The organism is Pseudomonas sp. KH_046_2 (assembly GCF_057838985.1).
The window spans coordinates 2,012,289-2,029,048 of sequence record NZ_CM174480.1 but is presented as its reverse complement, the minus strand read 5'-3'; the positions used below and the strand labels follow the sequence as shown (position 1 = coordinate 2,029,048).

At 60.8% G+C, this 16,760-nt stretch carries 11 protein-coding genes; 7 read left to right on the top strand and 4 right to left on the bottom strand.

The features are described from left to right. Positions 1-167 precede the first annotated feature (167 nt). The 4 genes from xdhA (at position 168) to guaD (ending at position 6,288) form a co-directional block, all read left to right on the top strand. On the top strand, positions 168-1,622 hold the full coding sequence (xdhA, locus tag AC3IX1_RS09280; protein WP_489387933.1) for a xanthine dehydrogenase small subunit: 1,455 nt from the start codon (positions 168-170) through the stop codon (positions 1,620-1,622). Further along, entirely contained in the window at positions 1,615-4,014 is a 2,400-nt protein-coding gene (gene xdhB, locus AC3IX1_RS09275) for a xanthine dehydrogenase molybdopterin binding subunit (RefSeq protein WP_489387932.1), read from the top strand. Before xdhA ends, xdhB begins: the two co-directional genes overlap by 8 nt. 118 nt (positions 4,015-4,132) lie before the next feature. Continuing rightward, complete coding sequence (xdhC, locus tag AC3IX1_RS09270; RefSeq protein WP_489387931.1) at positions 4,133-4,975, top strand: xanthine dehydrogenase accessory protein XdhC; 843 nt, start codon at positions 4,133-4,135, stop codon at positions 4,973-4,975. Between the two features lie 8 nt (positions 4,976-4,983). Next, a complete protein-coding gene (gene guaD, locus AC3IX1_RS09265) occupies positions 4,984-6,288 on the top strand; it encodes a guanine deaminase (RefSeq protein ID WP_489387930.1) in 1,305 nt (434 codons plus the stop codon). A 163-nt stretch (positions 6,289-6,451) separates the two neighbouring features. On the opposite strand, the gene AC3IX1_RS09260 is transcribed toward guaD, so the two are convergent. Beyond that, the gene (locus tag AC3IX1_RS09260) at positions 6,452-7,216 is read right to left on the bottom strand and encodes a GntR family transcriptional regulator (RefSeq protein ID WP_489387929.1); all 765 of its coding nucleotides are present in this window, start codon (positions 7,214-7,216) and stop codon (positions 6,452-6,454) included. 260 nt (positions 7,217-7,476) lie between these two features. On the opposite strand from AC3IX1_RS09260, the gene AC3IX1_RS09255 reads away from it, so the two are divergent. Continuing rightward, the gene (locus AC3IX1_RS09255; RefSeq protein ID WP_489387928.1) at positions 7,477-8,667 is read left to right on the top strand and encodes a benzoate/H(+) symporter BenE family transporter; all 1,191 of its coding nucleotides are present in this window, start codon (positions 7,477-7,479) and stop codon (positions 8,665-8,667) included. A gap of 60 nt (positions 8,668-8,727) precedes the next feature. On the opposite strand, the gene AC3IX1_RS09250 is transcribed toward AC3IX1_RS09255, so the two are convergent. Beyond that, entirely contained in the window at positions 8,728-9,072 is a 345-nt protein-coding gene (locus tag AC3IX1_RS09250) for a YggL family protein (protein WP_007971486.1), read from the bottom strand. Between the two features lie 234 nt (positions 9,073-9,306). Here AC3IX1_RS09250 and dacB point away from each other — a divergent pair, with 234 nt between their 5' ends. After that, entirely contained in the window at positions 9,307-10,767 is a 1,461-nt protein-coding gene (dacB, locus tag AC3IX1_RS09245) for a D-alanyl-D-alanine carboxypeptidase/D-alanyl-D-alanine endopeptidase (RefSeq protein ID WP_489387927.1), read from the top strand. Positions 10,768-10,905: 138 nt separating this feature from the next. Here the strand turns inward: dacB and AC3IX1_RS09240 are convergent, their stop codons facing one another. Both AC3IX1_RS09240 and rlmKL read right to left on the bottom strand, forming a co-directional pair. Then, positions 10,906-13,305 (bottom strand): sensor domain-containing diguanylate cyclase, encoded by a 2,400-nt coding sequence (locus tag AC3IX1_RS09240; protein WP_489387926.1) that lies wholly within the window; start codon positions 13,303-13,305, stop codon positions 10,906-10,908. Between the two features lie 214 nt (positions 13,306-13,519). Further along, entirely contained in the window at positions 13,520-15,790 is a 2,271-nt protein-coding gene (gene rlmKL / locus AC3IX1_RS09235; protein ID WP_489387925.1) for a bifunctional 23S rRNA (guanine(2069)-N(7))-methyltransferase RlmK/23S rRNA (guanine(2445)-N(2))-methyltransferase RlmL, read from the bottom strand. A 530-nt stretch (positions 15,791-16,320) separates the two neighbouring features. On the opposite strand from rlmKL, the gene rmf reads away from it, so the two are divergent. Further along, complete coding sequence (gene rmf, locus AC3IX1_RS09230) at positions 16,321-16,536, top strand: ribosome modulation factor (protein WP_003223300.1); 216 nt, start codon at positions 16,321-16,323, stop codon at positions 16,534-16,536. The last annotated feature ends 224 nt before the right edge of the window (positions 16,537-16,760 follow it).

The window sequence follows — 16,760 nt, the reverse complement described above, 5'->3', positions numbered from 1 at the left end:
GCAAAAAGGCAGGCTATCGAACCAACGACAATAATTAAGGAACAGGATGTTAATCGACAAATTGCAATTTCCTGACCTTTAAGTCAGAAAATCATTGACCGAAAAGTCAGACCTGCTAAATTCAGTTCCTATCGGTTAACAACAATAATGAGTCTGCGAGGCCTTCCGTGATCCAGTTTTTACTAAACCAGGAACTCCGTAGCGAGCACGCCCTGGACCCGAACCTGACCGTGCTCAATTATCTGCGCGACCATGTGGGCAAGCCCGGCACCAAAGAAGGCTGCGCCAGCGGTGACTGCGGCGCCTGCACCGTGGTGGTCGGCGAATTGCAGACCGATGATGACGGCCGCGAACACATTCGCTATCGCAGCCTCAACTCGTGCCTGACCTTCGTGTCGTCCCTGCACGGCAAACAACTGATCAGCGTTGAAGACCTCAAGCACAAGGGTGAACTGCACAGCGTGCAGAAAGCCATGGTCGAGTGCCACGGCTCGCAATGCGGCTTCTGCACCCCTGGCTTCGTGATGTCGCTGTTTGCCCTGCAAAAGAACAGCGATGCACCGGATCATGCCAAGGCCCACGAAGCTCTGGCCGGCAATCTCTGCCGCTGCACCGGCTACCGGCCGATCCTGGAAGCCGCCGAGCAGTCCTGCTGCGCCAAGCAACCGGACCAGTTCGACGCCCGCGAGGCCGACACCATCGCGCGCCTCAAAGCCATTGCCCCGACCGATATCGGCGAACTCAACAGCGGCGACAAACGCTGCCTGGTGCCGCTGACCGTGGCCGACCTGGCCGACCTCTACGACGCTTATCCACAGGCCCGCCTGTTGGCAGGCGGTACCGACCTGGCGCTGGAAGTCACGCAGTTCCACCGCACCCTGCCGGTGATGATCTACGTCGGCAACGTCGCCGAGATGAAGCGTATCGACCGTTTTGACGACCGCCTGGAAATCGGCGCCGCCACCTCCCTTTCCGATTGCTACGAGGCCTTGAATGCCGAGTACCCGGACTTCGGTGAATTGCTGCACCGCTTCGCGTCCTTGCAGATCCGCAACCAGGGCACCCTGGGCGGTAACATCGGCAACGCCTCGCCAATTGGTGACTCGCCGCCCCTGCTGATCGCCCTCGGTGCGCAAATCGTCCTGTGCAAAGGCGAAACCCGCCGCACGCTGGCGCTGGAAGATTACTTCATCGATTACCGCGTCACGGCGCGTCAGGAAAGCGAGTTCATCGAGAAGATCATCGTGCCGCGTGCCAGCGTCGAAAAACTGTTCCGCGCCTACAAGGTTTCCAAGCGTCTGGACGACGACATCTCCGCTGTGTGCGCCGCCTTCAGCATTCGCCTGGAAAACGGCGTAGTGGCTGAAGCCCGCGTCGCCTTCGGCGGCATGGCCGCCATCCCGAAACGCGCCGCTGCCTGTGAAGCCGCGTTGCTCGGTTCGCCATTCAATAACGCCACTGTCGAACGCGCCTGCGCTGCCCTGGCCGAAGACTTCACGCCGCTTTCGGACTTCCGCGCCAGCAAGGAATATCGCCTGCTCAGCGCGCAGAACCTGCTGCGCAAATACTTCATCGAACTGCAAACACCGCACATCGAGACTCGGGTGACCGCTTATGTCTAATCATCACGCCGTAGAGAAGACCCAAGCCGAATTGGCTGAACTGTTCGCCAAGGACCTGACCACCGGTGTCGGCCGCAGCGTCAAGCACGACAGCGCCGCCAAGCATGTGGCCGGTGAAGCGCAATACATCGACGATCGCCTGGAGTTTCCGAACCAGTTGCACGTTTATGCGCGCATGTCGGACCGTGCCCACGCGCGGATCATCAGCATCGACACCTCGCCCTGCTACGCCTTTGAAGGCGTGCGCATCGCCATCACCCACGAAGACGTGCCGGGCCTGAAAGACATCGGTCCGTTGCTGCCGGGCGATCCGCTGCTGGCGATCGACACCGTGCAGTTCGTCGGTCAACCAGTGATCGCCGTCGCGGCGAAAGACCTGGAAACCGCACGCAAGGCCGCCATGGCCGCGATCATCGAATACGAAGACCTGGAACCTGTGCTGGACGTCGTCGAAGCCCTGCGCAAGCGCCACTTCGTACTCGACAGCCACACCCATCAGCGCGGCGATTCGGCCACGGCGCTGGCCACTGCCGAACATCGCATCCAGGGCACGCTGCACATCGGCGGCCAGGAACACTTCTACCTGGAGACCCAGATCTCTTCGGTAATGCCGACCGAAGACGGCGGCATGATCGTCTACTGCTCCACGCAGAACCCCACCGAAGTGCAGAAACTGGTGGCCGAAGTGCTGGACGTATCGATGAACAAGATCGTCGTCGACATGCGCCGCATGGGCGGTGGGTTCGGCGGCAAGGAAACCCAGGCCGCAAGCCCGGCGTGCCTGTGCGCGGTGATCGCACACATCACCGGCCAGCCGACCAAGATGCGCCTGCCGCGGGTCGAAGACATGCTGATGACCGGCAAGCGTCACCCGTTCTATGTCGAGTACGACGTCGGTTTCGACAGCACCGGCCGCCTGCACGGCATCAACCTGGAACTGGCCGGCAACTGCGGTTGCTCCCCTGACCTGTCGGCGTCGATCGTCGACCGCGCGATGTTCCACTCGGACAACTCGTACTACCTGGGCGATGCGACCATCAACGGTCACCGCTGCAAGACCAACACTGCGTCGAACACCGCCTATCGTGGTTTCGGCGGCCCGCAAGGCATGGTCGCCATCGAAGAAGTGATGGACGCCATCTCCCGCCATCTGGCCCTGGATCCTTTGGCCGTGCGCAAGGCCAACTACTACGGCAAGACCGAGCGCAACGTCACCCACTACTACCAGACCGTCGAGCACAACATGCTCGAAGAGATGACCGCCGAACTGGAAGAAAGCAGCCAGTACGCCGAGCGTCGCGAAGCGATCCGTCGCTACAACGCCAACAGCCCGATCCTGAAAAAAGGCCTGGCGCTAACCCCGGTGAAATTCGGTATTTCCTTCACCGCCAGCTTCCTCAACCAGGCCGGCGCGCTGGTGCACGTCTACACCGACGGCAGCATCCACCTCAACCACGGCGGCACCGAAATGGGCCAGGGCCTGAACACCAAGGTCGCGCAGGTCGTGGCCGAAGTGTTCCAGGTGGAAATGGACCGCGTGCAGATCACCGCGACCAACACCGACAAAGTACCGAACACCTCGCCGACCGCCGCGTCCAGCGGTGCCGACCTGAACGGCAAGGCCGCGCAGAACGCCGCCGAAACCATCAAGCAACGCCTGGTGGAATTCGCGGCGCGCCAGTACAAGGTCAGCGAAGAAGACGTGGAATTCCACAACGGCCACGTGCGGATTCGCGATCACATCCTGACCTTCGAAGCACTGATCCAGCAGGCGTACTTCGCCCAGGTGTCGCTGTCGAGCACCGGCTTCTACAAGACCCCGAAAATCTACTACGACCGCAGCCAGGCGCGCGGCCGTCCGTTCTACTACTTCGCCTTTGGCGCGGCGTGCTGCGAAGTGCTGGTCGACACCCTGACCGGCGAATACAAGATGCTGCGCACCGACATCCTCCACGACGTCGGCGCCTCGCTGAACCCGGCCATCGATATCGGTCAGGTCGAGGGCGGTTTCATCCAGGGCATGGGCTGGCTGACCATGGAAGAGCTGGTGTGGAACAACAAGGGCAAGCTGATGACCAACGGCCCGGCCAGCTACAAGATCCCGGCCGTGGCGGACATGCCGCTGGACCTGCGGGTGAAGCTGGTGGAAAACCGCAAGAACCCGGAAGACACAGTGTTCCATTCCAAGGCCGTGGGCGAGCCGCCGTTCATGCTCGGCATCGCCTCGTGGTGTGCGATCAAGGACGCCGTGGCGAGCCTGGGCGATTACAAACATCAACCGAAAATCGATGCCCCGGCGACCCCGGAAAGAGTGTTGTGGGGCTGTGAGCAGATGCGCCAGTTGAAGGCGGCGAAGGCTGTCGAAGCTGAGACCGAGTTGGCTTCGCTTTAAAGACCGAGGCGCGCCCATCGCGAGCAGGCTCACTCCTACAGGGGAATGCATTCCAAATGTAGGAGTGAGCCCTGCTCGCGATGAGGCCCGAACAGACAACAGAGATGTTGAGGTGTTTATGTACAACTGGATCGACGCCCTCGCCGACCTGCAAAACCGGGGTGAGCCCTGCGTGCTGGTGACCATCATCGAAGAGCTCGGCTCGACGCCGCGCAACGCTGGCTCGAAGATGGTCATCAGCGCGAACCAGGCCTTTGACACCATCGGTGGCGGGCACCTGGAATACAAGGCGATGAAGATCGCCCGCGAGATGCTGACCAGCGGCAAACAGGACACCCATCTGGAGCGCTTCAGCCTCGGCGCCAGCTTGGGCCAATGCTGCGGTGGCGCCACGGTATTGCTGTTCGAACCGATGGGCCAGGTTCAAGCGCAGATCGCCGTGTTCGGTGCCGGCCACGTGGGCCGGGCGTTGGTGCCGTTGCTGGCCGGCCTGCCTTGCCGGGTGCGCTGGATTGATTCGCGGGAGGAAGAATTCCCCGAGCAGATCCCCCATGGCGTACGCAAGATCGTCAGCGAAGAACCGGTGGATGAAATCGATGATCTGCCGGCCGGCAGCTACTGCATCGTGATGACCCACAACCATCAACTCGACCTCGAACTGACCGCTGCGATCCTCAAGCGCAACGACTTCGCCTACTTCGGCCTGATCGGCTCGAAGACCAAACGGGTGAAGTTTGAACATCGCCTGCGCGACCGCGGTTTCGACAACAGCGTCGTGCAACGCATGCGCTGCCCGATGGGCATCGGCGAAGTCAAAGGCAAATTGCCTGTGGAAATCGCCATCTCCATCGCCGGCGAGATCATCGCCACCTATAACGCGAACTTCGGCCAACACACTGCCAGCGCCGGATCGATTGCCAAACTGCTGCCTGCGTCACGCCGCAGCCAAGCCTCCAATTGAGAATCCTCATGTCACTGACTCGCAAAGCTTACCGCGCCGCCATCCTGCACAGCATCGCCGACCCAGCCGTCGTGGGCATCGAAGCCTCCTACGAGTATTTCGAAGACGGCTTGCTGGTTGTGGATAACGGCCAGATCAGCGCCCTGGGCCACGCCAGCGAACTGCTGCCGACACTGCCGGCTGACGTCGAAATCACCCACTACCAGGATGCATTGATCACCCCCGGCTTCATCGACACCCACATCCACCTGCCGCAAACCGGCATGGTCGGCGCCTATGGCGAGCAGTTGCTGGACTGGCTCAACACCTACACCTTCCCGTGCGAAAGCCAGTTCGCCGACAAGGCCCACGCCGACCAGGTCGCGGACATTTTCATCAAGGAACTGCTGCGCAACGGCACCACCACTGCGCTGGTGTTCGGCAGCGTGCACCCGCAGTCGGTGAACTCGTTCTTCGAAGCGGCCGAGCAGCTCGACCTGCGGATGATCGCCGGCAAGGTGATGATGGACCGCAACGCCCCGGACTACCTGACCGACACCGCCGAATCCAGCTACGTCGAAAGCAAGGCGCTGATCGAGCGCTGGCACGGCAAGGGCCGCCTGCACTACGCGGTCACCCCACGCTTCGCACCGACCAGCACCCCGGAACAGCTGACCCTGGCCGGCCAGTTGCTGACCGAATACCCGGATCTGTACATGCAGACCCACATCAGCGAAAACCTCAAGGAAATCGAGTGGGTCAAGGAGCTGTTCCCGGAGCGCAAGGGCTACCTGGACGTCTACGATCACTACCAGTTGCTCGGTGAGCGCTCGGTGTTCGCCCACGGCGTGCACCTGTGCGATGACGAGTGCGCGCGACTGGCGGAAACCGGCTCGGCCATCTCGTTCTGCCCGACCTCGAACTTCTTCCTCGGCAGCGGCCTGTTCAACCTGCCGATGGCCGAGAAGCACAAGCTCAATGTCGGCATCGGCACCGATGTGGGCGGTGGCACCAGTTTCTCGCTGCTGCAAACCCTCAACGAAGCCTACAAGGTCATGCAGCTGCAAGGTGCGCGCCTGAGCCCGTTCAAGTCGCTGTACCTGGCCACCCTCGGTGGCGCCCGCGCACTGCGCCTGGAGGACAAGATCGGCACCCTGCAACCGGGCACCGACGCCGACTTCCTGGTGCTCGATTACAACGCCACGCCGCTGCTGGGCTATCGCCTGAAGCAGGCCAATAACATCGCCGAGACGTTGTTTGTGTTGATGACCCTGGGGGATGACCGGACTGTTCAGCAGACTTATGCGGCGGGGAATCTGGTGCATCAGCGCTAAATTTCTTCAGGCATAAAAAATCCCCCGCAATCGTTGGTTGCGGGGGATTTTTTTGATCCTCTGTAGGAGCGAGCTTGCTCGCGAAGAACGCAAGAGCGCCGCAGTAATTCAGGCACCCCGTGTTATCGTTCACGACCATCGCGAGCAAGCTCGCTCCTACAGGTCAGATTTTCGCCGTCGACCGCCCAGGCTTCTTGGTCTGCAACAAATGCGAGAACACCGCATGCAGATCATCCGAAGCACTTTCCTCATCGAGGTTGAGCTTGCTGTCGATGTGATCCATGTGATGCATCATCAGGTCGACCGCCAGTACAGCGTCGCGCTTTTCGATGGCGTCGATCAACTGGGTATGCTCATCGTAGGAACAGTGGGAGCGGTTGCCGCTTTCATACTGGGCGATGATCAGCGACGTCTGGGACACCAGGCTGCGCTGGAAGCTGATCAGCGGCGCGTTTTTCGCAGCTTCGGCCAGTTTCAGGTGGAATTCACCCGACAGGCGGATGCCGGCACCGCGATCGCCACGGGAGAAGCTGTCGCGTTCGTCGTTGACCATCTGGCGCAATTCGGCAATCTGCTCGGCGGTCGCGTGCTGAACGGCCAGCTCAGTGATCGCTCGCTCCACCAGACGGCGGGCCATGAACACCTGGCGGGCTTCTTCGACGCTCGGGCTGGCAACCACGGCGCCGCGATTCGGACGCAGCAACACCACGCCTTCATGGGCCAGGCGCGACAAGGCGCGGCGAATGATGGTGCGGCTGACCCCGAAAATTTCCCCCAGCGCTTCTTCGCTCAACTTCGTGCCGGGCGCCAGACGCTGCTCGAGGATGGCCTCGAAGATATGCGCGTAGACAATATCGTCCTGGGTACCGCTGCGGCCGGCTTTGCCTGCTCGCGGTTGTTTCTTTAGGGGTTGCAACTGTTCGTTCATGGGCACTCGAGTCGTAAGAACTGCGGCGAATTGACGGTGACTGTAATACGGCACGGTGGGTCGCTGGCAAGTATCGCGTAATAAACATGTCGATTGTACACAATGGAGGGTGGCAACACGACTGTACGGCTGAATGTTGCCTCGGCTGTATCGCAACGCCTGGTTACTTTTGAGTTTAGGCTTAAACCCCGGAAGCGGTGGCTCGCCACAAAAAGCTCTCTGCATTTGATTGCTTCACATAAACAAGGAACACCCCCGTCATGAACGACGCCACGCACGCGCAGCTCCGCCCTTTGGCCGACACCTCGCCCTCGGCCATCGTCGCCGGTTTCATCGCCATGATGACCGGCTACACCAGCTCCCTGGTGCTGATGTTCCAGGCCGGGCAAGCGGCAGGCCTGAGCAGCGTGCAGATTTCGTCGTGGATCTGGGCCATCTCGATCGGCATGGCGGTGTGCTCCATTGGCCTGTCCCTGCGCTATCGCACGCCGATCACCATTGCCTGGTCGACCCCCGGCGCCGCGCTGCTGATCACCAGCCTGGGCGGCGTGAGCTACGGCGAAGCCATCGGCGCCTACATCACCTGCGCGGTGCTGGTGACGATTTGCGGACTGACCGGCAGCTTTGAACGGCTGATGAAAAAAATCCCGGCATCCCTGGCCGCCGCCCTGCTGGCAGGGATCCTGTTCAAGATCGGCAGCGAGATTTTCGTCGCGGCGCAACACCGCACCGCCCTGGTACTGGGGATGTTTGTCACTTATCTGGTGGTCAAGCGCCTGTCGCCGCGCTATGCGGTTCTGGCTGCATTGCTGATCGGCACGGCATTGTCAGGTTTCATGGGGCTGCTGGACTTCAGCGGTTTCCACCTGGAAGTGGCCACGCCGGTCTGGACCACGCCACACTTCTCGCTGGCCGCGACCATCAGCATCGGCATCCCGCTGTTTGTCGTCGCCATGACCTCACAAAACATGCCCGGCATCGCCGTATTGCGCGCCGATGGCTACACGGTGCCCGCCTCGCCGCTGATCACCACCACCGGCATTGCCAGTTTGCTGCTGGCACCGTTCGGCTCTCACGGGATCAACCTGGCGGCGATCAGCGCGGCGATCTGCACCGGACCGCACGCACATGAGGATCGCAATAAACGCTACACCGCTGCGGTCTGGTGCGGGATTTTCTACGGCATCGCCGGCGTGTTCGGCGCGACGCTCGCGGCATTGTTTGCCGCATTGCCCAAGGAACTGGTGCTGTCGATTGCGGCGCTGGCGCTGTTCGGCTCGATCATCAACGGCTTGAGCATCGCCATGAGCGAAGTGAAGGAACGTGAAGCGGCGCTGATCACCTTCATGGTCACGGCATCGGGGCTGACGCTGTTTTCCATCGGTTCGGCGTTCTGGGGGATTGTCGCGGGGGTGGTGACGCTGGTGATTCTGAACGGGCGCAAGGCCTGAAATACACAAAACCGGGGCATAAAAAAACGGCGACCCTTGGGGCGCCGTTTTTTCAGAACATCAAGCTACCGGATTGATCGGCTTTTCCGGGTACCAGACGTCCAGCAGCGGGCTGACTTCAACGCTGGTCAGCTCGGTGCGGCCTTTGAGCCAGGCTTCAACGGCAGCGCGCTGTTCAGCGCTGACCGAGCCACGCTTCTGCAGGCAAACCAGACCGTAGTCGTCGCCGCCAACATAACCCAGACCGTTGGCTTCCATGGCTTCTTTGAGGAACGCATCGAGGAAAGCATCAATGGCTTCATCAGCCAAATCTTCTTTGAAATCCAGGTTCAGTTCGAAACCCAGCTCTTGAAATTCATCGACGCACAGTTTTTTGCGCAGACGCTGGGAACGGTTAGTCGCCATTGGAACAATCCTCTTAAGTAATAACGGGCGGCACTTTAGCAGTTTAAGCCGCCGATTGCCTGACTCTCTGGGCCACCACACCTACCGTCGGTAAAAAAATAGCCGATCAGACAGCCCTCGCACGGCACAAGCCGTGACACCTTGGGGCATAATGCCGACACTTTCATGACTATTGAGGGAATTTATCTCCATGCCCTCTTTGTATTTTCCCTCGGCTGTAGGGTTTTATTTCAGATGATCAAATCTTTGCGTCCTTTGCTGTTGGCCGGTTTTCTTCTTCCCCTGGCCCTCTCCGTTTCCGCCGCTCCAGTCAATACCGCGTTGTCGCCCAACGTTGAAAAAGCCCTGAAAGCCAGCAAGTTGCAGGACAACGCCCTGTCGCTGGTGATGATCCCGCTCACCGGCCCCGGCACCGCGACGGTGTTCAACGCCGACGTGTCGGTCAACCCGGCGTCGACCATGAAACTGGTCACCACCTACGCGGCCCTGGAAATGCTCGGCCCGAATCACCAGTGGAAAACCGAGTTCTACACCGACGGCACCTTGAGTGGCGGCATTCTCAACGGCAACCTCTACCTCAAGGGTGGCGGCGATCCGAAGCTGAACATGGAAAAACTCTGGCTGCTGATGCGCGACCTGCGTGCCAACGGCGTGACCCAGGTTACCGGCGACCTGGTGCTGGATAAAACCTTCTTCGTGCAGCCGCAACTACCGGAGTTCAATGACGACGGCAACGACGACAACAAGCCGTTCCTGGTCAAACCCGACTCGCTGCTGGTCAACCTCAAGGCGCTGCGCTTCGTCGCACGCAATGACTCGGGCAAGGTGCTGGTCTCGGTGGAGCCGCCGATTGCGAGCATCCGCATCGACAACCAGGTCAAGGCCCTCAACTCCAAGCAATGCACCGGTGGCGTGCGCTACAACCCGGTGGCTCAGGCCGACGGCAGCGTGACCGTGACGGTCGGCGGTCAGCTGGGTGAAGGCTGCAGCTCGCAGACTTACCTGTCGCTGCTCGATCACGCGACCTACACCGCCGGTGCCGTCCGCGCGATCTGGAAGGAACTGGGCGGCAGCATTCAGGGCAAGGATGTGCTGGCGCCAACACCGAAAGACGCCAAGGTCCTGGCCCGGGCGTTCTCCCCGGACCTGGCGGAAATCATCCGCGACATCAACAAGTACAGTAACAACACCATGGCCCAGCAGTTGTTCCTGAGCCTCGGCCAACGTTTCCGCACCGATGCCGATGGTGACGACGCCAAGGCTGCCCAGCGTGTCGTGCGTCAGTGGCTGGCGAAAAAGGGCATCACCGCGCCGCACCTGGTGATGGAGAACGGCTCCGGCCTGTCGCGCTCCGAGCGTGTCAGCGCCCGGGAAATGGGCTCGATGCTCGAAGCGGCCTGGCACAGTCCGTATGCCGCCGAATACATCAGTTCGATGCCGATTGCCGGCACCGACGGCACCATGCGCAAACGCCTGAAGACCACGGCCATGCGCGGTGAAGCCCACGTCAAGACTGGCACCCTGAACACCGTGCGGGCAATTGCCGGTTTCAGTCGCGACGTCAACGGCAACACCTGGGCGGTGGTGGCGATCCTCAACGACAAGGCCCCGTTCGGCGCCTCGTCGGTGCTCGATCAAGTGCTGCTGGACCTGTACCGCCAACCGAAAATGCCGCAGACGGCTTCGGTGTTGTAAAGCACCGTTCTGCCCCTTGTAGGAGCGAGCTTGCTCGCGATGGTCGATAACGATTACGCGGGCATACTGGATGTACGCGGCGCTCTCGAATCCATCGCGTGCAAGCTCGCTCCTACAAGGGTCAGCGCACTGTCCGGGTTAATTCATCTCCCCCTCAACCCTATCCCTTCCTGCCTGCTTCGCCGCATAGACCCCCGAATCCGCGCGCAACAGCAAGGCATCGGCGCCCTCCCCGGGACGCCAACTGGCAATCCCGAAACTGGCGGTGACCGTACCGACACCTTCAATAGGTGAGCTGCGCAGCCCCTGCCACAATTGCTGGGCCAACATATAGGCATGCTCGCCGCTGATATCCGGGCACAGCACCATGAACTCCTCACCGCCCAAGCGGCAGAACACATCGGTGCGGCGCAGCCGGTGGCCGATACGCTCGCACAGGGCTTTCAACACCCGATCACCGATGGCATGGCCATGCAGGTCATTGATGCGCTTGAAATGGTCGATATCGAGCATGATCACCGACAGATCCCCACCGCTGCGCTCCACCCGGGCCATTTCGGTGGTCAGGCGTTCCTGGAAATAACGCCGGTTGTGGATACCGGTCAGGGAATCGGTGACCGACAACGCGCGCAACTCCTCCTCCACCCGCTTCATATCGGAAATGTCCGAGATGTAGCCGTGCCACAGCACACCGCCACCGGGCAATTCCTCCGGTGTAGCCTCGCCACGCACCCAACGCAGACCCCGTTGCGGCAATTGCACACGGTATTCCTCGCGCCAGGGGCTGAGGGTGTCGGCGGAGGCGCGGATCGAGGCGCGGACACGGGTGGTGTCCTGGGGGTGAATCCGGGTGAAGATCGCTTCGGCATTGAGCAGCAGCACATCAGGTTCGAGCTCGTAGATCTCGCGAATGCCGTCGCTGGCATAAATCACGCTGAAACGTCCGTCGAATTCCATCTTGAACTGGTAGATGCCACCAGGCACGTGGGCGCTGAGTTTCTTCAACAGCAGATCCCGCGCCGCGAGCGCTTCATGGACCCGTTTGCGTTCGGTGATGTCGATGCACACCGCCAGGTGCCCGACCCACAGGCCTTGCTCGTCGAGCACTGGCGTGGCGAGCATGTTGACCATCAAATGGCTGCCATCGCCGCGCACCAGCGTCCACTCCCGCGCCTCGTGGTCACCCTCCACGTCGCCCTCGACCAGCATCGCCTGGCAGGTCGGCACCGGCTTGCCATAGCGTGCGCTCAACTCTGCCGAGCGAGCGACCAGCTCCCGGGGCAGGTGCAGATTCTCCAGGGTCATATGCCCCACCACCTCGGCGCTGGAATAGCCAAGCATCTGCTCGGCACCGGCATTGAAGGTGCTGATGACGCCACGCAGGTCGGTGGCGATGATCGCGACCTGGGTGGCGGCATTCAGCACGCCACGCAACTGGCCATGGGTGCCACGCAACTCCTGCTCTCGATCGCGCAGCTCCCGGGTGCGTTGCTCCACCAGTTTCAACGCCCGCTGCCGCTGACTGACCAACACATACAACAAGGCACTGAGCATCACGCTGAGCAATCCACCCAACACCACTACACTGGTCACGGAGGAATGGTTGGCCTGCACGAACGCGCCGCTGGGCTGAATATCGACTTGATAGTCATGGTCAGCCATGCGCAACAGGCGCGTGGCGGACAACTCGCTGATGACCGGCGGGTTGGGCGACTCGAACAGCACCTCGTGCTGGTCATCGATCGACAAATCGAGGATGCGCACCGAGAGATAGTCACGGCTCGCTTCCGGCAGTCCGTCGGCCAGCAACTGGCGCATGCTGATCACGGCCATGACATAACCGTAGGGCTTCGTGGCTTTGTGGTCTTGAATGTTGCGCTGCATGACCGGCGCGACCAGCAGCACGCCGCGCGCATAAGCCGGCTCGATACTCACCAGGCGCATCGGTTGCGACACCGCCATGCGGCCATGCTGATCAGCCCGATCGAGCGTGGCACGCCGCAGCGGCTGGGCCAGCAAATCGTAGCCGAGGGGAGAACCGAGTTTGCTTTGGGTCTGGCTATACAGCACCGGCACGTACTCATCTCGCTCGCCGGCCAGTTGCAATTGGCCGTCGGCGTTGAGTTCTCTCAAGGTGAAGCTGCTCAAGCCTTCGTCACGCACCCGACGCTCGAACGCCGCACGCTCGTCACGGGTGACCCGCTGGGCGTAGGAATACGCCTGGGTTCGCAGCAACAAAGGCTGGGTATAACCGTCGAATTCCGCTCGGGACACCGAACCGGAATTGGCGAAAAACCGGCGCAGGCCATCGAGGCGCTGCTCCTGATCTTCGAAACGCTCTTCGATACGGCTGTAACGTTCACTGGCCAGCAGTTGGAAACGTTGCCGCAATTGATGGTGGAACAGATTCAGCGTCGACCACGCCAGCAACCCGGTGAGCACCCCGCCGACCAGCAATACCAGCAGCGCGACCAGCCAGGCCGAGACATCTTCGCTGATAAAACCCAGGATCCTGGGGCGCACGGCGTGCAACGACATAGAACGCAAACTCAAAACGCCAGGTGCGGAGAAGCCCTTTGGCCGTGAGTTGAGTTATAGCCATTTGCCACTAATTTGACCAGCACTGATGGGATCCTGTAGGAGCGAGCTTGCTCGCGATGGTAGCAAGAGTACCGCGTGACTCCAGAAGGCACGCGTTATCGTTATCGACCATCGCGAGCAGGCTCGCTCCTACAAGGGTTCATTCAGTGATTCAACGAGCCATGATTTTCCAGGCGCGATGGATCTTGGCGTTGCGGGAAAAATCCGCATCAATGGTCTGGGCGGTGATCTCCTCGACCGCATAACGCTCGCCGAGATTGGCCTCCAGTTCGAACTTGCGGAAGTTGTTGGAGAAGTACAACACACCACCGGGCGCCAGGCGCGCCATGGCCAGGTCGATCAGTTGCACCTGATCGCGCTGCACGTCGAAGACACCTTCCATGCGCTTGGAGTTGGAGAACGTCGGCGGGTCGATGAAGATCAGGTCGTACTCGTCACGACTGGCTTCGAGCCACGCCATCACATCACCCTGCTCCAGGCGGTTCTTGTCGGAAAAACCGTTCAGCGACAGGTTGCGACGCGCCCAGTCCAGATAGGTTTTCGACAGGTCGACACTGGTGGTGCTGCGCGCGCCGCCCTTGGCCGCATGCACGCTGGCGGTCGCGGTGTAGCAGTACAGATTGAGGAAGCGCTTGCCGGCCGCCTCTTTCTGGATACGCATGCGCATCGGCCGATGGTCGAGGAACAGACCGGTGTCGAGGTAGTCGGTGAGGTTCACCAGCAGCTTCACGCCGCCTTCATTGACCTCGACGAACTTGCCCTGTGCCGCCTGGCGCTCGTACTGCTTGGTGCCGCTCTGGCGCTCGCGGCGCTTGACCACCACACGGCTCTTGTCGATGTTCAACGCCTGCGGGATAGCTGCCAGGGCATCGAACATACGGCCCGAGGCCTTTTCCGGATCGATTGATTTCGGCGCGGCGTATTCCTGGACGTGGACCCAATCGTGATACAGGTCGATAGCCATGGAATATTCCGGCATGTCGGCATCGTACACGCGGTAGCAGTCGATGCCTTCACGCTTGACCCATTTGCCCAGGGCCTTGAGGTTCTTTTGCAGGCGGTTGGCGAACATCTGCCCGCCTTCGCTCAGGCGCGGCTGCTCGACCACCGGAGCCGGTGCCGGCGTCGGTTTGATCGGGTTGCCGTTTTTGTTGAACTTGCGTTCCTGCGGTTCGTTCGGCGCCTGATCGTAGGCGGCTTGCTCGCGCTCGACCTGGCGCTGCTCCGGAGTACGACGCTCGCCGGTGACGAACTGGTCCGGCAGCACCTTGATCAGCAGCAGCTTGCACGGCAAGGCGCCGTTCCAGAACGAATACTGCTTGTGGCTGCGGATACCCATGCGCTTGCCCAGGTCCGGCGCGCCGGTGAACACCGCCGCTTCCCAGTTCAGGCAGGCCTGGCGCAGGCGCTCGCCGAGGTTCTGGTAGAGGTAGAGCAGGCTCGCCTCATCGCCCAGACGTTCGCCGTACGGAGGGTTGCAGATCACCAGGCCTTTCTGATTCTGGTCCGGACGCGGCTCGAAAGTCGCGACTTCGCCCTGGTAGATCTTGATCCACTCGCTCAGGCCGGCACGCTCGACGTTGTTGCGGCCCGGTTGAATCAATCGCGGATCGGCTTCGTAGCCGCGGATCCACAACGGTGTCTTGGCCAGGCCGGCCGCTGCGCGTTCGGAAGCTTCCTCGTGCAGTTTTTTCCACAGCGCCGGGACGTGACCGAGCCAAGCGGTGAAGCCCCACTGCTCACGACGCAGGTTCGGTGCGATGTCGGCGGCGATCATCGCCGCTTCCACCAGGAAGGTGCCGACACCGCACATCGGGTCAGCCAGTGCGCCGCCTTCGGCCGCGATACGTGGCCAACCGGAACGGATCAGGATGGCGGCCGCGAGGTTTTCCTTGAGCGGTGCCGCACCTTGCTGCAGGCGATAGCCGCGCTGGTGCAGGCTGTGACCCGACAGGTCGAGGGAAAGAATGGCTTCGCCACGGTCCAGACGCAGGTGAATGCGCAGGTCCGGGTTGAGCTTGTCGATGGACGGACGGTCGCCCTGCGGGGTGCGCAGTTTGTCGACGATGGCGTCCTTGACCTTCAACGCGCCGAAGTGGGTGTTGTCGATACCCGAGCCATGGCCGCTGAATTCGACGGCCAGGGTGCCGTCATTGAGCATGTGGTCTTGCCACTCGATGTCCAGCACGCCGTGGTACAGGTCTTCGGCGTCCTTCATCGGGAAACGCTTGAGCACCAGCAGCACGCGGTTGGCCAGGCGCGACCACAGGCACAGGCGATAAGCGGTTTCCATGGTGGCCATGCCGCGTACGGCGGAGGTGTGCTCCCGCGCTTCCTCAAGGCCAAGCCCGACGGCTTCCTCGATGAGCAGGCCTTCAAGGCCTTTTGGGCAAGTGAGGAAGAGTTCGAAATGATCGGACATGGGAATTCCAGAACCTTTAGCTGAGTGACCGGGCAACGCATTGCCGGTCCGGTTTTCAATCAGGCGCTTTTCTCGAAGAACGCCCGCGTGGCACGAAGGTGTGCCGTTCCACCCCTGCTGCCCGGGTTAAATGAGCTTAGATGCAAGGACAGATAAAAAAGTTGATGCAACAAAATGTCATAAGTCGACCCTTCGTCGAATAGTGCTTCCCGGCAACGGGAGCCATTCTCAGTAAAGGATTAAGCCCATCATCCAGCGCAGGGCCGATCATACCGGGGTTTGGCCAATAAATACGCTACAAACGCTCTGTTACTTATGGCGTTAGCACATGAATGGTTACGTCCTTATGACAAAACGATCATTCCCTCGATGTGACGCATTGGTTAGAACTCAATACAGGTTGGCGCCGCAATGACGCCAACACCTTGGCTCGTCACGCCGGCAACGAGCCGCCAACGGCAGAGTTTTTCTGCCAGACCTTAATAGAGGTCAACGCGATAAATACAGTCAACAAGTGAGGGCAACACCCTATGAGAAGACTTAAGCGTGATCCGTTGGAAAGAGCATTTTTGCGCGGATATCAATATGGCGTTGGTGGTAAATCCCGTGAGCTTTGCCCATTTACTCTACCGTCGGTACGTCAAGCCTGGATCAACGGCTGGCGAGAAGGACGCGGCGACAACTGGGACGGTATGACCGGCACTGCGGGAATCCACAGACTCAACGAACTTCACGCCGTCGGCTAATTACAGGGCACAACACTCCGACACGACAATCTGAACTTGTACTGAATTAACCACGCACGTCCCATCCGGACGGCGGGCTACGGCCCAGGGGCTCCTTTATGGAGCCCTTTTTTATGCCTGCACAAACTCAGCGACAAACCCTTTGTGGCGAGGGGGCTTGCCCCCGCTCGGCTGCGAAGCAGTCGTAAACCCTATGATCGCAAAACTGCTGATACACCGCATTG

What these genes read in the sequence shown, in the direction of transcription:
- xdhB (WP_489387932.1), top strand. Translation starts at nt 1,615, where the DNA reads ATGTCTAATCATCACGCCGTAGAGAAGACCCAAGCCGAATTGGCTGAA.
- xdhC (WP_489387931.1), top strand. Translation starts at nt 4,133, where the DNA reads ATGTACAACTGGATCGACGCCCTCGCCGACCTGCAAAACCGGGGTGAG.
- guaD (WP_489387930.1), top strand. Translation starts at nt 4,984, where the DNA reads ATGTCACTGACTCGCAAAGCTTACCGCGCCGCCATCCTGCACAGCATC.
- AC3IX1_RS09260 (WP_489387929.1), bottom strand. Translation starts at nt 7,216, where the DNA reads ATGAACGAACAGTTGCAACCCCTAAAGAAACAACCGCGAGCAGGCAAA.
- AC3IX1_RS09255 (WP_489387928.1), top strand. Translation starts at nt 7,477, where the DNA reads ATGAACGACGCCACGCACGCGCAGCTCCGCCCTTTGGCCGACACCTCG.
- AC3IX1_RS09250 (WP_007971486.1), bottom strand. Translation starts at nt 9,072, where the DNA reads ATGGCGACTAACCGTTCCCAGCGTCTGCGCAAAAAACTGTGCGTCGAT.
- dacB (WP_489387927.1), top strand. Translation starts at nt 9,307, where the DNA reads ATGATCAAATCTTTGCGTCCTTTGCTGTTGGCCGGTTTTCTTCTTCCC.
- AC3IX1_RS09240 (WP_489387926.1), bottom strand. Translation starts at nt 13,305, where the DNA reads ATGTCGTTGCACGCCGTGCGCCCCAGGATCCTGGGTTTTATCAGCGAA.
- rlmKL (WP_489387925.1), bottom strand. Translation starts at nt 15,790, where the DNA reads ATGTCCGATCATTTCGAACTCTTCCTCACTTGCCCAAAAGGCCTTGAA.
- rmf (WP_003223300.1), top strand. Translation starts at nt 16,321, where the DNA reads ATGAGAAGACTTAAGCGTGATCCGTTGGAAAGAGCATTTTTGCGCGGA.